The sequence below is a fragment of the Kineococcus gurbantunggutensis genome, from assembly GCF_050871925.1.
Taxonomy (GTDB): Bacteria; Actinomycetota; Actinomycetes; order Actinomycetales; family Kineococcaceae; genus Kineococcus.
Genome location: NZ_JBJLSG010000038.1, coordinates 1 through 15,604 on the forward strand (window position 1 = coordinate 1; position 15,604 = coordinate 15,604).

12 protein-coding genes, 1 pseudogene and 1 riboswitch are annotated in these 15,604 nt (G+C 77.2%); of the genes and pseudogenes, 4 read left to right on the forward strand and 9 right to left on the reverse strand.

The features are described 5' to 3' along the window. A pseudogene (locus ACRYR7_RS09650) lies at positions 1-430 on the reverse strand (hypothetical protein); the annotation flags it as partial. Between the two features lie 185 nt (positions 431-615). Then, positions 616-3,117: an alpha-amylase family glycosyl hydrolase gene (locus tag ACRYR7_RS09655; protein ID WP_432571869.1), complete on the reverse strand. Its 2,502-nt coding sequence runs from the start codon at positions 3,115-3,117 to the stop codon at positions 616-618. Positions 3,118-3,395: 278 nt separating this feature from the next. Between ACRYR7_RS09655 and guaA the strand changes: the two genes are divergently transcribed. Continuing rightward, on the forward strand, positions 3,396-4,973 hold the full coding sequence (gene guaA, locus ACRYR7_RS09660; RefSeq protein ID WP_432571899.1) for a glutamine-hydrolyzing GMP synthase: 1,578 nt from the start codon (positions 3,396-3,398) through the stop codon (positions 4,971-4,973). Between the two features lie 75 nt (positions 4,974-5,048). On the opposite strand, the gene ACRYR7_RS09665 is transcribed toward guaA, so the two are convergent. Further along, on the reverse strand, positions 5,049-6,842 hold the full coding sequence (locus tag ACRYR7_RS09665; RefSeq protein ID WP_432571870.1) for a CYTH and CHAD domain-containing protein: 1,794 nt from the start codon (positions 6,840-6,842) through the stop codon (positions 5,049-5,051). Positions 6,843-7,003: 161 nt separating this feature from the next. Between ACRYR7_RS09665 and ACRYR7_RS09670 the strand changes: the two genes are divergently transcribed. From ACRYR7_RS09670 to ACRYR7_RS09680, 3 genes are all read left to right on the forward strand, one after another. Next, positions 7,004-8,218: an inorganic phosphate transporter gene (locus tag ACRYR7_RS09670; protein ID WP_432571871.1), complete on the forward strand. Its 1,215-nt coding sequence runs from the start codon at positions 7,004-7,006 to the stop codon at positions 8,216-8,218. A 79-nt stretch (positions 8,219-8,297) separates the two neighbouring features. After that, positions 8,298-8,600 (forward strand): hypothetical protein, encoded by a 303-nt coding sequence (locus ACRYR7_RS09675; protein ID WP_432571872.1) that lies wholly within the window; start codon positions 8,298-8,300, stop codon positions 8,598-8,600. 22 nt (positions 8,601-8,622) lie between these two features. Further along, a complete protein-coding gene (locus tag ACRYR7_RS09680) occupies positions 8,623-8,949 on the forward strand; it encodes a DUF3349 domain-containing protein (protein WP_432571873.1) in 327 nt (108 codons plus the stop codon). A 102-nt stretch (positions 8,950-9,051) separates the two neighbouring features. Here ACRYR7_RS09680 and ACRYR7_RS09685 read toward each other — a convergent pair whose 3' ends face one another. From ACRYR7_RS09685 to ACRYR7_RS09710, 6 genes are all read right to left on the reverse strand, one after another. Beyond that, complete coding sequence (locus ACRYR7_RS09685) at positions 9,052-10,395, reverse strand: hypothetical protein (RefSeq protein ID WP_432571874.1); 1,344 nt, start codon at positions 10,393-10,395, stop codon at positions 9,052-9,054. Positions 10,396-10,545: 150 nt separating this feature from the next. Beyond that, positions 10,546-11,958: an LLM class flavin-dependent oxidoreductase gene (locus tag ACRYR7_RS09690; protein WP_432571875.1), complete on the reverse strand. Its 1,413-nt coding sequence runs from the start codon at positions 11,956-11,958 to the stop codon at positions 10,546-10,548. Then, on the reverse strand, positions 11,955-12,725 hold the full coding sequence (locus tag ACRYR7_RS09695; RefSeq protein ID WP_432571876.1) for an ABC transporter ATP-binding protein: 771 nt from the start codon (positions 12,723-12,725) through the stop codon (positions 11,955-11,957). The genes ACRYR7_RS09690 and ACRYR7_RS09695 overlap by 4 nt, the downstream gene beginning before the upstream one ends. After that, positions 12,701-13,540: an ABC transporter permease gene (locus tag ACRYR7_RS09700; protein ID WP_432571900.1), complete on the reverse strand. Its 840-nt coding sequence runs from the start codon at positions 13,538-13,540 to the stop codon at positions 12,701-12,703. Before ACRYR7_RS09700 ends, ACRYR7_RS09695 begins: the two co-directional genes overlap by 25 nt. Positions 13,541-13,545: 5 nt before the next feature. Next, positions 13,546-14,682: an ABC transporter substrate-binding protein gene (locus ACRYR7_RS09705; RefSeq protein ID WP_432571877.1), complete on the reverse strand. Its 1,137-nt coding sequence runs from the start codon at positions 14,680-14,682 to the stop codon at positions 13,546-13,548. After that, positions 14,679-15,215 carry a flavin reductase family protein gene (locus ACRYR7_RS09710; RefSeq protein WP_432571878.1) on the reverse strand — a complete coding sequence of 179 codons (537 nt, stop codon included), beginning with the start codon at positions 15,213-15,215 and terminating at the stop codon, positions 14,679-14,681. Before ACRYR7_RS09710 ends, ACRYR7_RS09705 begins: the two co-directional genes overlap by 4 nt. 280 nt (positions 15,216-15,495) lie before the next feature. Continuing rightward, positions 15,496-15,588, reverse strand: a riboswitch (SAM riboswitch). Positions 15,589-15,604: the final 16 nt, after the last annotated feature.

Here is a 15,604-nt window from a genome sequence, read left to right on the forward strand (position 1 = left end):
CGCGGGCGGGCGGGGGTGGGGGGGGGGGCGGGGGGGGGGGGGGTCGGGCGGGGGGGGGGCCCCCGGGGGCGCCGGCGCACCCGCCCCGCCCCCCCCCCTCGCCCTGGGGCAGCCGGGCGGTGACGCCGGTGCCGGCGCGCGCGGTGTGCCGGCCCACCTGCTGCAGCGTGCGGAAGCAGGCGGTCAGCCAGTTGGTGACGGCGAAGCGGTGCCGCAGGACCGCGGCGACGGTGGTGACGACGGCCAGGGCGAGGACGACGCCGGACCAGCGCAGCAGGGCGCCGGCGTCGCCGGCGAGGACGCCCTCGTCGAGGGCCTCGCCGACCGCGGCGGGCAGGACGGCCTGCGTGAGCATCCACGCGCAGCCGAAGGAGGTGCCGACCGCCATCGGGCGCCACTGCTGCGCCGCGGTGCGCAGCAGCAGGCGCACGGGTGATCGGACGTCGGGGGGACCGGGGTCTGGGAGGGGGAGTGCCCGCACGTGCATCGACGGTAATCGCTCTCCCCGGGGCGTTCCACGTGATAAGCGCCGGGATACCCCCGGGCGACCCCGCGGCGGCCCCCGGGCGACCCCGCGGCGGCCCGCGGGAGGGGTCCCCGCGGGCCGCCGCCCGCTCAGCCGGCGCTCGCGCCGATCACGTGGGTGGCGTGGTCGTAGGTGAGGAGCACCCGGCCGCCGCCGGCCGGCACCGCGAACGGCACGTTCGCCCCGCCGCGCACGCCGCCCTCGCCGTAGTTCTCCTCCCAGCCGCGCTCCAGCGCCGCCTTGACCTCGTAGGAGCCCTCCGGCAGGTCCACCGCCAGCGTCCACAGCCCGGTGGCCGGGTCCAGCGCCATCTGCGCCTGCTCGCAGTCGGGCAGCCAGTCGCCCGGGCAGCCGACCTCGCTGTTGAACGACCCGGCGGCGGCCACCGCGCCGGGCTGCTGCACCGGCCCGGCCGGGGGCGGCTCCGGCGCCGGCGGCGGGGGCACCACGGTCGCGGTGGTGCCCGCCGCGGCGAGGTCGCCGGAGGCGCCGCGCACGACGGCCCGGTACTCCAGCTCGGTGCCCTCGGGCACGCCGGTGACGTCGTGGAACACCCGGTACGGGGCGTTGTCGTCGGTGCCCAGCGGCGTCCACCGCTTCGTGCCGGCCGCCCGGTAGGCGAAGGTGACCTGCTGGAACCCGTCGCCGGGCACGTCCACGCCGACCTCGGCGCGCCCGCCCACGGTGGCGCCGGTGGTGAACTCCGGCGTACCCGCCGCGCGCTCCCCGCCGCGCAGCGGCGCTGCCGCGCGCCACACCGCCGCCGACAGCGCCGGCACGGTCACGGTCACCTCGCCCGAGCGCGCCGAGCGCACGTCGCCGGTGCCCGCCGGCCACAGGCCCTGGAACGCGCGCCGGCCGCTGAACGTGTCGAACGTGACGGTCTGCGGGCGCGGGGAGTTGTTCACGGCCACGACGTACTCGCGCTGCTCCTGCGCGTCGATGCGGCTGAAGGCGTACACGCCGGGGCCGTCCGAGGCGTAGCGGTGCACCTGTGCGCCGTCGGCCAGGGCCGGGTGGTCCTGGCGAAGCCGCGCCAGCTCGGCGATGCGCCGGTACAGCGGGTGCGCGGTGTCGAAGTTCTCCTGCGCGGTGGTGGCGTCGGTGCCGATGAGGTCGTCGTCGTTGTAGCTGGCCACCCGCGAGGGGAACAGGTCCTGGCGCGCGTCCTGGTCGCCGCCGTCGCCGGTCAGGCCCTGCTCGTCGCCGTAGTAGACGACCGGCTGCCCGCGGGTGAGGTACATCAGCGCGTGCGCCAGCTCGTCGCGGCGCAGCAGCTCCTCGCCCTGCGCGCCGTCGTCGCGCAGGAACGCGCCGATGCGGCCCATGTCGTGGTTGCCCAGGAACGTGGGCAGCGAGTAGGCGTTGGAGTCGGCGTCGGTGTAGTAGTCGTCCTGCGCGTAGAAGTCCTGCAGCGCCGCGGCGTCCCCGCCGCTGCTGAAGGCGCGCGCGCGGGCCTGGAACCCGAAGTCCAGCGTGGCCTGCAGGCCGGCCCCGGTCGTGTAGCGGGAGAGGAACTCCGGGTTCGAGTCGTACACCTCCCCGAAGGAGAAGAAGTCCTCGTCGCCGCGGGCGGCGGCCTGCTGGCGGATCGCCGGGGCGAACTCCTGCCAGAACTCCGTGCCCACGTGCTTGACGGTGTCGATGCGGAAGCCGTCGATGCCGAAGTCCACCCACGCGCGGTAGATCTCCGTCATGCCCTCGACGACCTCGGGGCGCTCGGTGAACAGGTCGTCCAGGCCGGAGAAGTCCCCGTACCGGTCGGACTCGCCGCCGTTGAAGAGCGCGTCGCCGCGGTTGTGGTACATCGTCGGGTCGTTCAGCCAGGCGGGGACCTTCACCTCCGCCTCGGCGGCCGGCACCACCGGCGTGTACGGGAACGAGGTCTCCGCGTCCAGCGGGGGGAACGGCCCGCCGGCGAAGTCGCTGTCGTCGAACTCCGCGCCGGTCGCGTCGCGGTACGGCTCCTCGGCCTTGGGGACGTAGCGCGAGGTGCCCTCGGCGTAGGAGATCACGTCGGCGGTGTGGTTGGTGATGATGTCGAAGAACACCTTCATGCCCCGCGCGTGCGCGGCGTCCACGAGCTGCCGCAGCTCCTCGTTGGTGCCCAGGTGCGGGTCGATCCGGGTGAAGTCGGTGATCCAGTACCCGTGGTACCCGGCGGAGACGTTGGCGCCCTGCCCCTGCACCGGCTTGTTCGCGAACGAGGGCGTCAGCCAGATCGCCGTCGTGCCCAGGCCCTGGATGTAGTCCAGCCGGTCGAGGACCCCCTTGAGGTCCCCGCCGTGGTAGAAGCCCTTGTGCGTGGGGTCCAGGCCGCTGACCAGGCGGTCGGCGCCGTACCCGCCGCTGTCGTTGGACGGGTCGCCGTTCTCGAACCGGTCGGCCATGACGAAGTAGAAGCGCTCGCGGGTGGGGTCCTCGCGCAGCGAGGACGCGGCCAGCGCGCGGTCGGCCGGGGTCAGGTCGGTGCGGTGGTGCGCGGGCCCGGCGGGGGCCGCCAGCGCGGCGGGGACCGGGGCCAGGGCGAGCACCAGGGCGGCCGCGCCCAGGGTCGTCCGCCGTCGGCGCGCGGGGGTGCGTGGTCGCACGGTGTCTCCTCGTCGTCGAGCGAGTGCTGCGCACCTGCGGTGGTGCGCGCGCCGGCCGTGCGGGCCGGCTGTGCAGAAGCTATGCGCGGTGGCGGGCGGTGTCGAGCGCCCGCCGGCGCCGCCGCCCGCCGCTCGCGGTGGACGGGCCCGCGCCGCCCGGCGGATACCCTGGGGCCGTGACGCCGGACGCGCCCGACACCCCGCAGACCAGCCCCTCCACGGCCGCCGAGCAGGCCGCCGAGCAGGCCGCCGCGCAGGCCGCCGACCAGCCCGCCGAGGTGGCCGCCGAGCGCGCCCACCGCCCGGTCCTGGTCGTCGACTACGGCGCGCAGTACGCCCAGCTCATCGCCCGCCGCGTGCGCGAGGCCGACGCCTACTCCGAGATCGTGCCCAGCACGACGCCGGTGGCGGACATCCTCGCCAAGGACCCGGCCGCGATCATCCTCTCCGGCGGCCCGGCCAGCGTCTACGCCGAGGACGCCCCGCAGGTCGACGCCGCCCTGTTCGAGGCGGGCGTGCCGGTGCTGGGCATCTGCTACGGGTTCCAGGCCATGGCCAAGGCGCTGGGCGGGGAGGTGCACCGCACGGGCCGGCGCGAGTACGGCGGCACCGTCGCGCGGGTGCCGGAGTCCGCCGGCTCCACGCTGCTGCGCGGGCAGCCCGCCGAGCAGTCGGTGTGGATGTCCCACGGCGACAGCGTGGCCCGCGCCCCCGAGGGCTTCCGGGTCGTGGCCTCCTCCGACGACACCCCCGTCGCCGCCTTCGAGGACGACGAGCGGCGCTTGTACGGCGTGCAGTGGCACCCGGAGGTCAAGCACTCCACCCACGGGCAGGACGTGCTGGTGAACTTCCTGCGCGAGGGCGCGGGCGTGCCGGCGGACTGGACGACCGGCAACGTCATCGACGAGCAGGTCGCCCGCATCCGCGCCCAGGTCGGCGACGGCAAGGTGATCTGCGGCCTGTCCGGCGGCGTGGACTCCGCCGTGGCCGCCGCCCTCGTCCAGCGCGCCGTGGGCGAGCAGCTCACCTGCGTGTTCGTCGACCACGGCCTGCTGCGCGCCGGCGAGGCCGAGCAGGTCGAGCAGGACTACGTCGCCGCCACCGGCGTGAAGCTGCACGTGGTCGACGCCGCGCAGCGCTTCGCCGACGCCCTGGCCGGCGTCACCGACCCCGAGGCCAAGCGCAAGACCATCGGCCGGGAGTTCATCCGCGTCTTCGAGCAGGCCGCCGCCGACGTCGTGGCCGCCGAGGGCGGCAGCGGCGAGGTGCGCTTCCTCGTGCAGGGCACCCTCTACCCGGACGTGGTGGAGTCCGGCGGCGGCACCGGCGCGGCCACCATCAAGAGCCACCACAACGTCGGCGGCCTGCCCGAGGACATGGCGTTCGAGCTGGTGGAGCCGCTGCGGGCCCTGTTCAAGGACGAGGTCCGCGCCGTCGGCGAGCAGCTCGGCCTGCCCGAGGCGATGGTGTGGCGCCAGCCCTTCCCCGGCCCGGGCCTGGGCATCCGCATCGTCGGCGAGGTCACCCCCCAGCGCCTGGAGACCCTGCGCGCCGCCGACGCCATCGCCCGCGAGGAGCTCACCGCCGCCGGCCTGGACCGCGAGATCTGGCAGTGCCCGGTGGTGCTGCTGGCCGACGTGCGCTCGGTGGGCGTGCAGGGCGACGGCCGCACCTACGGCCACCCGGTCGTGCTGCGCCCGGTCAGCTCCGAGGACGCCATGACCGCGGACTGGACCCGCCTGCCCTACGACGTGCTGGCGCGCATCTCCACCCGCATCACCAACGAGGTCCCCGAGGTCAACCGCGTCGTGCTCGACGTGACGAGCAAGCCGCCGGGGACCATCGAGTGGGAGTGAGCCCCGCCTGAGCGGGCCGCGCCCCGCCACCCCGGTGCGGACCGGGGCGGCGGGGCGCGGTGCTGCCGGGGGGCCTCAGCGCAGCCAGCGGTGCAGGCGCTTGGTGCCCGCCGCGGCCCACACCCCGGCGAAGTCCTCCTCGCTGGTGGCCGCGTGCACCAGCTCGCGCTCGTACAGGCGCCCGTACGCGAACGCCGCCGCGGTGCCCACGCCCTCGGCAGTGGCCAGCTCGTGCAGGCGCTCGCGGGTCACCACGGAGTCCTGGTGCTCGCCGAGGACCTCCTGCACCTCGGTGACCGCGCCGGCGAAGCGGGTGGCGTCCTTGCCGAAGACCACCGCCACCGCCTCGGCGGCGTAGCGCACCTGCTTGGCGGCCTTGCGGGCCTCGTGCAGCAGCTCGTCGCGCTCGTGGCCGGCCTCGGCGCGCTGCGCGCGGCGCACCAGCTCCGCGAGCTTCTCGTACGTGCGCGCCACCCGCCGGGGCAGCACCCTGGCGGCCGGGCGCTTGGCGCGCGACGTCAGCGACGGCTCGGTGACGAGGGTGCGCAGGTCCTGCAGCAGCCGGAGGTAGCGCTGCGAGTCCAGCTCGGCCAGCACCCGGTCGTGCGCCTCGCGGTAGGCGCCCTCGAGCTGCTCGCGCACGGCCCGCGCCGCCGCCGGGGGAGCGTCCTCGCCGACCTGCGCGGTGCCGCCGTCCCCGGGGGCGGCGGGGGCGCCGGCGGGGGTCAGCTCGGCGACGGCGCCGCTGAGGCGGTCGCGCAGCACCTCGGCGTCGCGGGCGGCGCCCAGCTCGGCGGCCAGCCAGCGCAGCTCGTCGCGCAGCGGCCGGGTCGGCTCGGCGAACAGCGGCTGGAAGGTGCGCAGCGCGCTGCGCAGGCGGCGGGTGGCCACCCGCATCTTGTGCACGGCGTCGGGGGCGTCCAGGCGCACCCGCGGGTCCTGCGCCAGGACCTGCTCGACCTGCTCGACCAGGTGCGCCAGCACCACGTCGCCGGCGCGCGAGCGGGTCGTCAGCTTCCCGCGCGGGCGCGGCAGCGGCCCGAGCTGCGCGGGCGCGGCAGCGGGGGCCGCGCCGGCCGGCTCCCCGGCGCCGGGCTGGGCGGCGGGCTGGGCGGCAGGCTCGTCGGTGGCGGCCTCGGCCGGCTCGTCGGCGGGCTCCTCCTGCGCGGGGACGCCCGGCCCGGCGGTGCCCAGGGCGCGGGCGAGCTTGGAGCCGCTGGCCGAGGGGCGCAGCCCCGCGGCCCGCGCCCCCGCGGCCACCGCGTCCAGCAGCGCGCGGTCGCCCTCGACGAGCTCGACCTCCACCTCGCGCCAGCTCACCGGCGCCGCGGCGACGTCGCCGGGCCCGTCCGAGGGCAGCAGCCGCTGCGCGGTGACGCGGTCGTCGGCCAGCTCCAGCAGCACGCGACCGGTGGGGTCCACCAGGTGCCGCACGCGCCGGGTGGTGCTGATGCGCGCCACCGGGACCAGCGGCGCGTCGCCGGTCTGCGCGGCGACCAGGCGGCGCAGGGCGGCGGGCACCGTGCGCACCGCGCGGCCCAGCGGGACCCGCATCTCGCGGCGCTCGCGCACCTCCGCGCCCCCGTCCGCACCCCCGTCCGCGCCGCCGTCGCCGGGCAGCTTCACGTGCCAGCCGGCGTCCTCGCCGCCGGTGCGCCGGCGCAGGGTGGTGCGCGCGGCGGCCAGCTTCAGGTCGGCGGTGTCGAAGTAGACCGCCTCCAGCTCGTGCTCACCGCCGTCGCCCTCGCTGAGGGGGGAGGCGGGGTCCCCCGCGGGACCGCCCTGCGCCAGCAGCGCGGCGAGGGCCGGGAGCTCGACCCCCTCATCGACGTCGTACTTCAGTTCCAGCTCCTCGTGCGCGGTGACCATCGGGACGTTCTACCCCGTCCCGCGGTGCACCGCACCCGGCGGCACGTCACGAACGACGCCGGTCAGCGGTTCCCCACCGTGCGTGAACACCCGGTGAACTCCGTCCGCGGGGCCCCGACTGGGCTGTCGGGCCGCGGGCGGCGCTGTCACGCTCGTTGCTCGTGGACACACCAACGGTCATCCTGGCCCTGGTCGTCGTGGTGGCCCTCTCCTTCGACTTCACCAACGGCTTCCACGACACCGCGAACGCGATGGCGACCTCCATCGCCACCCACGCCCTGCCGCCCAAGGCGGCCGTGGCCCTGTCCGGGGTCCTGAACCTCGTCGGCGCCTTCCTCTCCGTGGAGGTCGCCCTCACCGTCACCAACGCGGTGGTGCGCATCCAGAACCCCGACGGCACCCCCAGGCCCGAACTGCTCGAGGGCGGCGGTTCCGCGCTGCTGCTCATCGTGCTCGCCGGCCTGGTCGGCGCCATCGCCTGGAACCTCACGACCTGGCTGCTCGGCCTGCCCTCCAGCTCCTCGCACGCCCTGTTCGGCGGCCTCATCGGCTCCGCGGCGGCCGGCCTGGGCTGGGGCGCGGTGAACTGGGACGGCGACGGCACGAAGATCGACGGCGTCCTGGGCAAGGTCGTCGTGCCCGCCCTGGCCTCCCCGGTCGTCGCCGGCCTCGTCGCGGGCATCGGGACGTGGATGGTGTACCGGGTCGTCGCCGGGGTGGCCGAGCGCCGCACCGACTCCGGTTTCCGCTGGGGCCAGATCGGCTCCGCCTCGCTCGTCTCGCTGGCCCACGGCACCAACGACGCGCAGAAGACGATGGGCGTCATCACCCTGGGCCTGATCGCCTCCGGGCACTGGTCCAGCACCACGCAGATCCCGTTCTGGGTGAAGCTGGTGTGCGCGCTGGCCATCGCCTCCGGCACCTACCTCGGCGGCTGGCGCATCATCCGCACCCTGGGCAAGGGCCTGGTCGAGATCGCCCCGCCGCAGGGGCTGGTGGCCGAGACCGCCTCCGCCGCCACGATCCTCACCTCCAGCCACCTCGGCTTCGCCCTGTCCACCACGCACGTCACCACCGGCTCGGTGCTGGGCACCGGGGTCGGCAAGCCCGGCGCGGTGGTCCGCTGGCGGGTGGCCGGGCGCATGCTCGTCGCCTGGGTCACCACCCTGCCCGCGGCCGGCCTGGTGGGCGCGGCCACCTGGTGGGTCGCCCACGCGGCCGGCGACGGCCTGCTGGGCGCGGCGGTCATCACCGCGGCCCTGCTGGCGTTCGCCGTCGTGGTCTGGCTGCGCTCCAAGCGCGACCCGGTGCACGCCGGCAACGTCAACGACGAGTGGCAGGACGCGCGCGCCGGGCACGAGAGCGTCGCGGCGTGAGCGCGCCGGCCACCGCGGGCAGCACCGCCCGCACCACCGCCCGCACCACCGCCCGCACCGATCCCGGAGGAGGCCCGTCGTGGGGCACGTGCTGACCCTGGAGCTGCGCGCGATCGGCGAGGTGCTGCTCGTCTCGCTCGTGCTCGGCGCCGGCCTGCCGGTGCTGTTCTCGCTGGGGATCCGCGCCACCGCGCACGCCGCCGGCGGTGCGCAGGAGCGCGGCGGCGGCCCGCCGCACCCGGCCTTCCGGCTGCTCGGCGCGCTGTGCTTCGCGGTCGTCCTGGCGTGCGTGGCGCTGGGCATCGCCTACGTCGTGGCCGGCGGCCTCGGCAAGGAGCTGAGCTTCGAGCACGTCTACCCGACGTTCGTGGACGAGAGCTGACACCGACCGCCGGGAGGCGAGCGTGACCGACACCGGGACCACCACCGGGCCGGGTTTCGCCGGCCGCGTCGTGGAGTGGCTGCGCGCCGGCTACCCCGCCGGCGTGCCGCGCCAGGACTACGTGGCGCTGCTGGGCCTGCTGCGGCGCAAGTGCACCGAGGAGGAGGTGCGCCGCATCGCCGGGGAGCTGGCGCGGATGGCGGCGGCGGGCGAGACCGTCACCACCGCCGACGCCGAGCGCCTCATCGGCGACGCCACCCTGGACCAGGCGTCCGCCGCGGACGTCGCGCGGGTCTCCTCGCGGCTGGCCGCCGGCGGCTGGCCGCTGGCCGACGCCCCGGACCGCTGAACCGCGGCCCGCGACGTCCCCGGGACGTCCCCGCGACGCCCCCCGCGACCCCACCGGCGCCCCCGCCGCGCACGAGCGCGCGGCGGGGGCGCCGGTGCCCGTTCAGGACCGGTGGCGCCGCTGGCGCTCCAGCGCGAACACGCTGATCGTGCCGTCGCCCTCGTCGGCGGTCAGCAGCAGCCCGCGGCCCGGAACGGCCACCACGCCCTCGGGGGAGTCGCCGGTCGCCAGCACCTGCACCAGCCGCGGCCGGCGCTCCTCGCGCAGGTCGTAGGCGAGGACCGCGTCACCGCGCTCGGCGGCCACGAACGCGTAGGTGGTGCCGCGCAGGGTCGCCACCTCCGCGCCCTCGAACTCCGCGCCCCGGTCGTCGCTGCGCCCGTCGGGGTAGCGGCCGGCGTCGGCCAGCGCGCGCTCCGCGGAGGACCCGGCGGTCCACAGCACCTCCCCGCGCGGGGAGAACACCGTCCAGCCGCGCCCGCCGGAGGGCTCGGCGGCCAGGTCGCCCTCGTCGGCGGTGACGAGGTTCCCCTCCGGGGTCCACTGCACGGCGTCGGGCTCGCGCGGCGCGCTCAACGGGTCGTCGAAGGCGACCACGCCGTCGTCGACGGTGTCGGCGTCCGCGCGCCGCACGGTGCCGGCGGAGAAGGAGCCGACCACGCGCGCCGCGCGCAGGTCCACCAGCGCCACGGCGTTGTTCTCCTGCAGCGTCACCGCCGCCACCCCGGCGCGGTTCACGTCGACGAACTCCGGCTCGGGGTCCTCGGGGAACGCCGCGCCGGGCAGGCCGGTGAGGTCCACCGGCGTCGCGCTCCAGCGCTGCGGGGCGCCCTCCAGGTGCACGACGGAGAGGAACCCCGCCGGCGCCTGGGGCAGGCCGCCCTCCACGCCGCCGACGACGAGGTCCTCGTCGCGCTGGTCCTCGACCACCACGGCCGCGCGGCGCCCGTCCGGGGCGACCGCGACGGAGTCCGGCTGCCCGCCCAGGTCGATCGTGCGCACCACCCGGGAGGTGCGGGTGTCGATCACCGCCAGGTGGCCGGAGGGGGTGGCGAACGCGCCGTCGGTGGTGTCCACGACGGCCAGCGCGTACCGGCCGTCCGGCGTCACGGCCACCGACGTGGGCTCCCCGCCGAGGTCGACGACGCCGCGCTGGCGCGGGTGGGCGGGGTCGCTCAGGTCCACGACGCCGACCTGCCCGGTGGCGGAGTCGGTGTACCAGGCGGTGCGCCCGTCGGGGCTGACCGAGAGGATCTCGGCGACCTCCCCGGACACGTCGAGGGTGGCGCGCAGCGCGAACGCCGCGCGCGGCGCGTGCGCGGCCGCCGGGGCGGCCAGCGCCCCGGCGGCCAGGGGCGCCAGGGCCAGCGCGAGGACCGCCGCGGTGCGGCGCGGGGTGCGGTGCGCGGTGCGCCGCGGGGTGCGGGCGGGGCGGGTGGTCGGCACGGGACCTCCAGGGGCGGGTCCGGGCGCAGCGGCCGGACGCGGGACGGGCGTGTGGCGGTCCCGTGGGTACCCGCCGCGGGCGGCCGGGCGGTGGCCGGGCGGTGAACGCCGGGCGGCCACCGCCCGGCGCCCACCGCCCGGCCGTCCCGGTCAGCCCGCGGCGACCGCCTCGCGCACCCGGCCGGCCCGCACCGCCTCCGGCACCGCGTCCCGCGTCCCGGCCCGCCGCTCGCTCGGGTGCGGCGGGACGGGCAGCCCGTAGTGCTCGCGCAGCGTGGTGCCGGTGTACTCGGTGCGGAACAGCCCGCGGCGCTGCAGCAGCGGCACCACATGCTCGACGAACTCCTCCAGGCCGGAGGGCAGCACCGGCGCCATGACGTTGAACCCGTCCGCGGCCCCGGCCTCGAACCAGCTCTGCAGCGCGTCGGCGACCTGCTCGGGGGTGCCGGCGAGCGTGCGGTGACCGCGCCCGCCGCCCAGGCGGCCGATGAGCTCGCGCACCGTGAGGTCCTCGCGGCGGGCCAGCTCCACGATCAGGGTGTACCGGCTCTTGGCGCCCTCGATCTCGTCCTCGCCCGGCAGGTCGGGCGGCAGGGGCCGGTCCAGGGCCAGCTCCTCCACCGGCACCCGCAGCGTCTGCGCGAGCTGGCGGCGGGCGTGCTCGGGGACGATGAGCGCGTCCAGCTCGGCCTCGCGCTCCCGGGCCTGCGCCTCGGTGCCCCCCAGGACGGGCACGACCCCCGGCAGCAGCAGCACCGAGCGCGGGTCGCGCCCGGCCGCCGCGGCCCGGGCGCGCACGTCGGCGGCGAACGCCACCGCCTCGGGCAGCGTCTGCTGGGCGGTGAACACCGCGTCGGCGTAGCGGGCCGCCAGGTCCTTGCCGTCCCCGGAGGAACCGGCCTGCACCAGCAGCGGGTGCCCCTGCGGCGAGCGCGGCAGGTTCAGCGCGCCGGCGACCCTCACGTGCCGGCCCTCGAACGCCGCCGGGTGCACCCGCGCGGGGTCGGCGAAGACCCCCGCGGCCTTGTCGGCCAGCACCGCCCCCGGTTCCCAGCTGTCCCACAGCCGCCGCGCGGCGTCGAGGAACTCCGCGGCGCGCGCGTAGCGCTCGGCGTGCGCGGGCAGCTCGTCGAGGCCGAAGTTGCGCGCGGCCTCCAGCGTCGCGGTGGTCACCACGTTCCAGCCCGCCCGCCCGCCGGAGACGTGGTCCAGCGAGGCGAACCTGCGGGCCAGCTCGTAGGGGGAGTTGTACGTCGTGGTGGCCGTGGCGATCAGGCCGATGCGGGTGGTCACCGCCGCCAGGGCGGTGAGCAGGATCGTGGGGTCCAGCGTCCCGGCCGGGCGACGGGCCACGTCGCCGAGCAGGGCGGGGGAGTCGGCGAAGAACACCGAGTCGAACAGGCCGCGCTCGGCGGTGCGGGCCAGGTGCTGGTAGTGGGCCAGGTCCAGGTGCGCGTGCGGGTCGCTCTCGGGCAGCCGCCACGCCGCCTCGTGGTGCCCCACGTTCAGCAGGAACGCGTTCAGGTGCAGGGTGCGCGGTGCCGCGCCGCCGGTGGTGCTCATCGGGTCTCTCCGTCCTGGGGTCGGGGGGTGCTCGCGCCGGCGTCCTCGTGCACGCCCAGCGCGCTCAGCAGCCGGGTGCGCAGGTGCACCGCGCGCGGGTCCTCGCGCGGTCGCGGGGAGGGCAGGTCCACCGCGACGTCGAGGCCGACGCGGCCGTCGACGAGGACGACGACGCGCTCGGCCAGCGCCAGCGCCTCGTCGACGTCGTGGGTCACCAGCAGCACCGCGGGCCGGTGCCGGGCGTGCAGCTCGCGCAGCAGGGCGTGCATCCGCAGCCGGGTCAGCGCGTCCAGGGCGCCGAACGGCTCGTCGGCCAGCAGCAGCGCCGGTTCGCGCACCAGGGAGCGCGCCAGCGCCACGCGCTGCTGCTCCCCGCCGGACAGCTCGTGCGGCCAGGCGCGCTCGCGGCCCGCCAGTCCCACCTCGGCCACCGCGCGCAGGCCCCGCTCGCGCGCGTCCGGCGCGCGCAGGCCCAGCACGACGTTGTCCAGGACCCGCACCCACGGCAGCAGCCGCGAGTCCTGGAACACCACGGACACGTCGCCGGGTTCCTCGATCTCCCCCGAGCCGCTCACGTCGTGGTCGATGCGGGCCAGCGCCCGCAGCAGCGTGCTCTTGCCGGAGCCGGAGCGGCCCAGCAGGGCGGTGAACTGCCCCGGCGCCAGGTCCAGGTCCAGGGAGTCCAGCACGGTGCGCCCGCCGAAGCGGCGCACCAGGGCGCGGGTGCGGACGGCGGGGGCGCTCAGCCCGCCAGCGATCGTCGCCACGACAGGGCCCTCCCCTCGGCGGCGCGGACGGCGGCGTCGGAGAGCAGCCCCAGCAGCGCGTACACCACCAGGCCCACGACGATGACGTCGGTCTGCCCGTAGGTGCGCGCCTGCGTCATGAGGTAGCCGATGCCGCTGGTGGCGTTGATCTGCTCCACGACCACCAGGCCCAGCCAGGAGACCGTCACACCCATCCGCAGGCCGGTGAAGAACCCCGGCAGGGCGCCGGGCAGGGCAATGCGGGTGACGAACTCCCGGCGCGTCAGGCCCAGGGTCTCGGCCAGTTCCACGAACCGCGCGTCCACCCCGCGCAGCGCGGCGTGGGTGGTGAGGTACACGGGCACCAGCACGCCCAGCGCGATGACCGTGACCTTCATGGGTTCGCCGATGCCCAGCCACAGGATCGCCAGCGGGATCAGCGCCAGGCTCGGGATCGCCCGCTTGACCTGGATCGGCCCGTCCAGCAGCGCCTCGCCCCAGCGGTTCAGCCCGGCCGCCAGCGCCAGCGCCGTGCCCAGGCCGACCCCGGCCACCAGCGCGAGCGCGGAACGGGTCAGCGAGGCCAGCAGGTTCGACTGCAGGCGCCCGTCGGCCAGCAGGTCGGCGGTGGTGGTGACCACGGTCCAGGGCGCGGACAGGGTGTGCGGGTCCAGCGCCCCGGTGGCCGAGGCGGCCGACCAGGCCGCCAGCAGCAGCAGCGGGCCCCAGGCCCGCGTCAGCGGCAGCGGCCGGCCCGGCCCCAGCCGCCGCACCCGGCGGGCGGCGCCCGTCCGGGGCGCGACGGCCGGCGGCGGCACCGCGGTCCCGGTGCTCAGCGCGCTCACCGGGTCACCGCCACGGGCGCCGGGACGGGCTCGGCCAGCCCTGCGGCGGCGGCCACCGCGTCGGCCGCGACGGGGGCGTAGCGCAGGTCGAAACCGTCGCGGGCGTCGAGGTCGTCGACGGGCAGTTCCCCGGCGGCGGCGATCGTGTCGATCGTGGACTGCTGCACGGCGACGAGGTCCTCGTCCAGCGGCGGGAACGTGATGGTGCCGCCGGTCTCCACGATGCGCCGGCCGTCCTCGGCGCTGACGTCCTGGTTCTCGACGTAGTAGCGCTGCACCCACTCCTCGCGGTGCCCGTTCACCCACTGCCAGGCCGCCACCCAGCGGGTGGCGTAGTCCGCGATCGCGGCCGAGGTCGCCGGGTCGTCCAGCGCCTCCCCGCGCGCGTACAGGTAGCTCAGGCCGGTGGCGGTGCCGGCGGTCTCCTCCACCGGCAGGGCGCTGCCGCCGGGGGCGGCGTCGAGGAACCGCGTGAGGTTCGGCTCGCCCAGGACGGCGACGTCGACCTGGCCGGTGCGCACCGCGTCGGGGAAGTCGGCCAGCTGCAGGCGCACCAGTTCCACGTCGGAGGTCCGCAGGCTCGCCCCCGCCAGCGCCCGCAGCACGATCGACTGCTGCGCGGTGCCCTCGGCGTAGGCGATCCGCTTGCCGCGCAGGTCCTCCAGCGTGCGCACGCCCGCGCCGGGGGCGACGGCCAGGCGGGAGGCGTCGGGGCTGGAGCGCCGCGCGGCGACGATGCGCACGTCGGCGCCGGAGGCCAGGGCCTGGATCGGCGGGGTGTCCCCGACGGTGGCCAGGTCGGCGGCGCCGGCGCGGAACGCCTCCAGGATCGCCGGGCCGCCGGTGAAGTTCGCGTACCGCACGTCGGCGGCCAGCTCCGCGTCCTGGCCGGAGGCGGCCAGGACGGTCTGCAGCTGCTGCGACTGGTCGGCCACGACGAGCGCGGTGCCGGCGGGCACCTGCCGCGGCACCTGCGCGGGGCGCTCGGCGGCGGCGTCGGCCCGCCCGCCCGCGCAGGCGGCGAGCAGCGCGAGCGCGGCCGCGGCGGCCAGCGCGCCGGGCACCCGCCGCGCGGTGCGCGGCCGCGGGCGGCCCACAGGGTCCACGTGGTTCACGGAGTTCAGGGAGTTCACGCGGTCACCGCCGCGGCGGTCAGGCCCTCGGGGGCGCCGGTCCCCAGGCGGTGGTAGCCGCCGGCGTGGTGCAGCAGCGGCGAGTGCGGGCGGCGGACCTGCGCCCACGCGATCCGCAGCACGACGAGGTGGTGGTCGCCGGCGGCGAACCGGTGCTCCACGGGGCCGGTGATGACGACGGGCGCCTCGTCCAGGCCCGGTGCGCCGCCGGGCAGCGGGGACCAGGCCAGCGGGGCGGCGAACCTGTCCGCGCCGCGGGTGGAGAACCGGCGGGCCAGGTCCGCCTGGGAGGCGTCGAGGAAGTGCACCGCCGCGGTGGGCGCGGAGGCGACGGCGTCCCAGTTGGAGGAGGTGCTCGAGACGTTGAACACCAGCAGCGGGGGGTCCAGCGACAGCGAGCTCACCGACGTGGCGGTGAAACCCGCGGGGCCGTGCCCGGCGTCGGCGGTGACGACCGCGACGCCGCCGGCGTGCGCGGCGAACAACCGCGGCAGCGACGGGGTGGTGGGGGCGGGGGGTGCTTCGAGGGTCACGGACGCTCCTGGGCGTGCGGGGGTGCCCGGGCGGTGCGCGCCGCGCACCGGCGTGCGGCGGCGCGGCCCGGGGCCGGGTCGGGGGAGGGGGGCACCGCGCGGCGCGCCCGCCGGGGCGGGTGCGGTGGCGGTGGTGGTGGTGGTGGTGCGGGGGTGCGCCGGGTCAGGCGCGCGGCGCGCGACACAGCGCGCTGCCCACGCGGCACAGGTCCACGTGGCGGCGTTCCACGGCCCGGTGGGCGTGGCGTGCGGGAACTCGCGCGAGCGGGTCCATCGGTTTCTCCCATCGTTCCCGGCATGAGCACCCGCTCCCGTCTCCGGGGGGTTGCTGCGGCGTCGACGAGCCAGGTCTCTCAGCCGCTCTGGATGGCGTGCTGGAACCCTGGCAC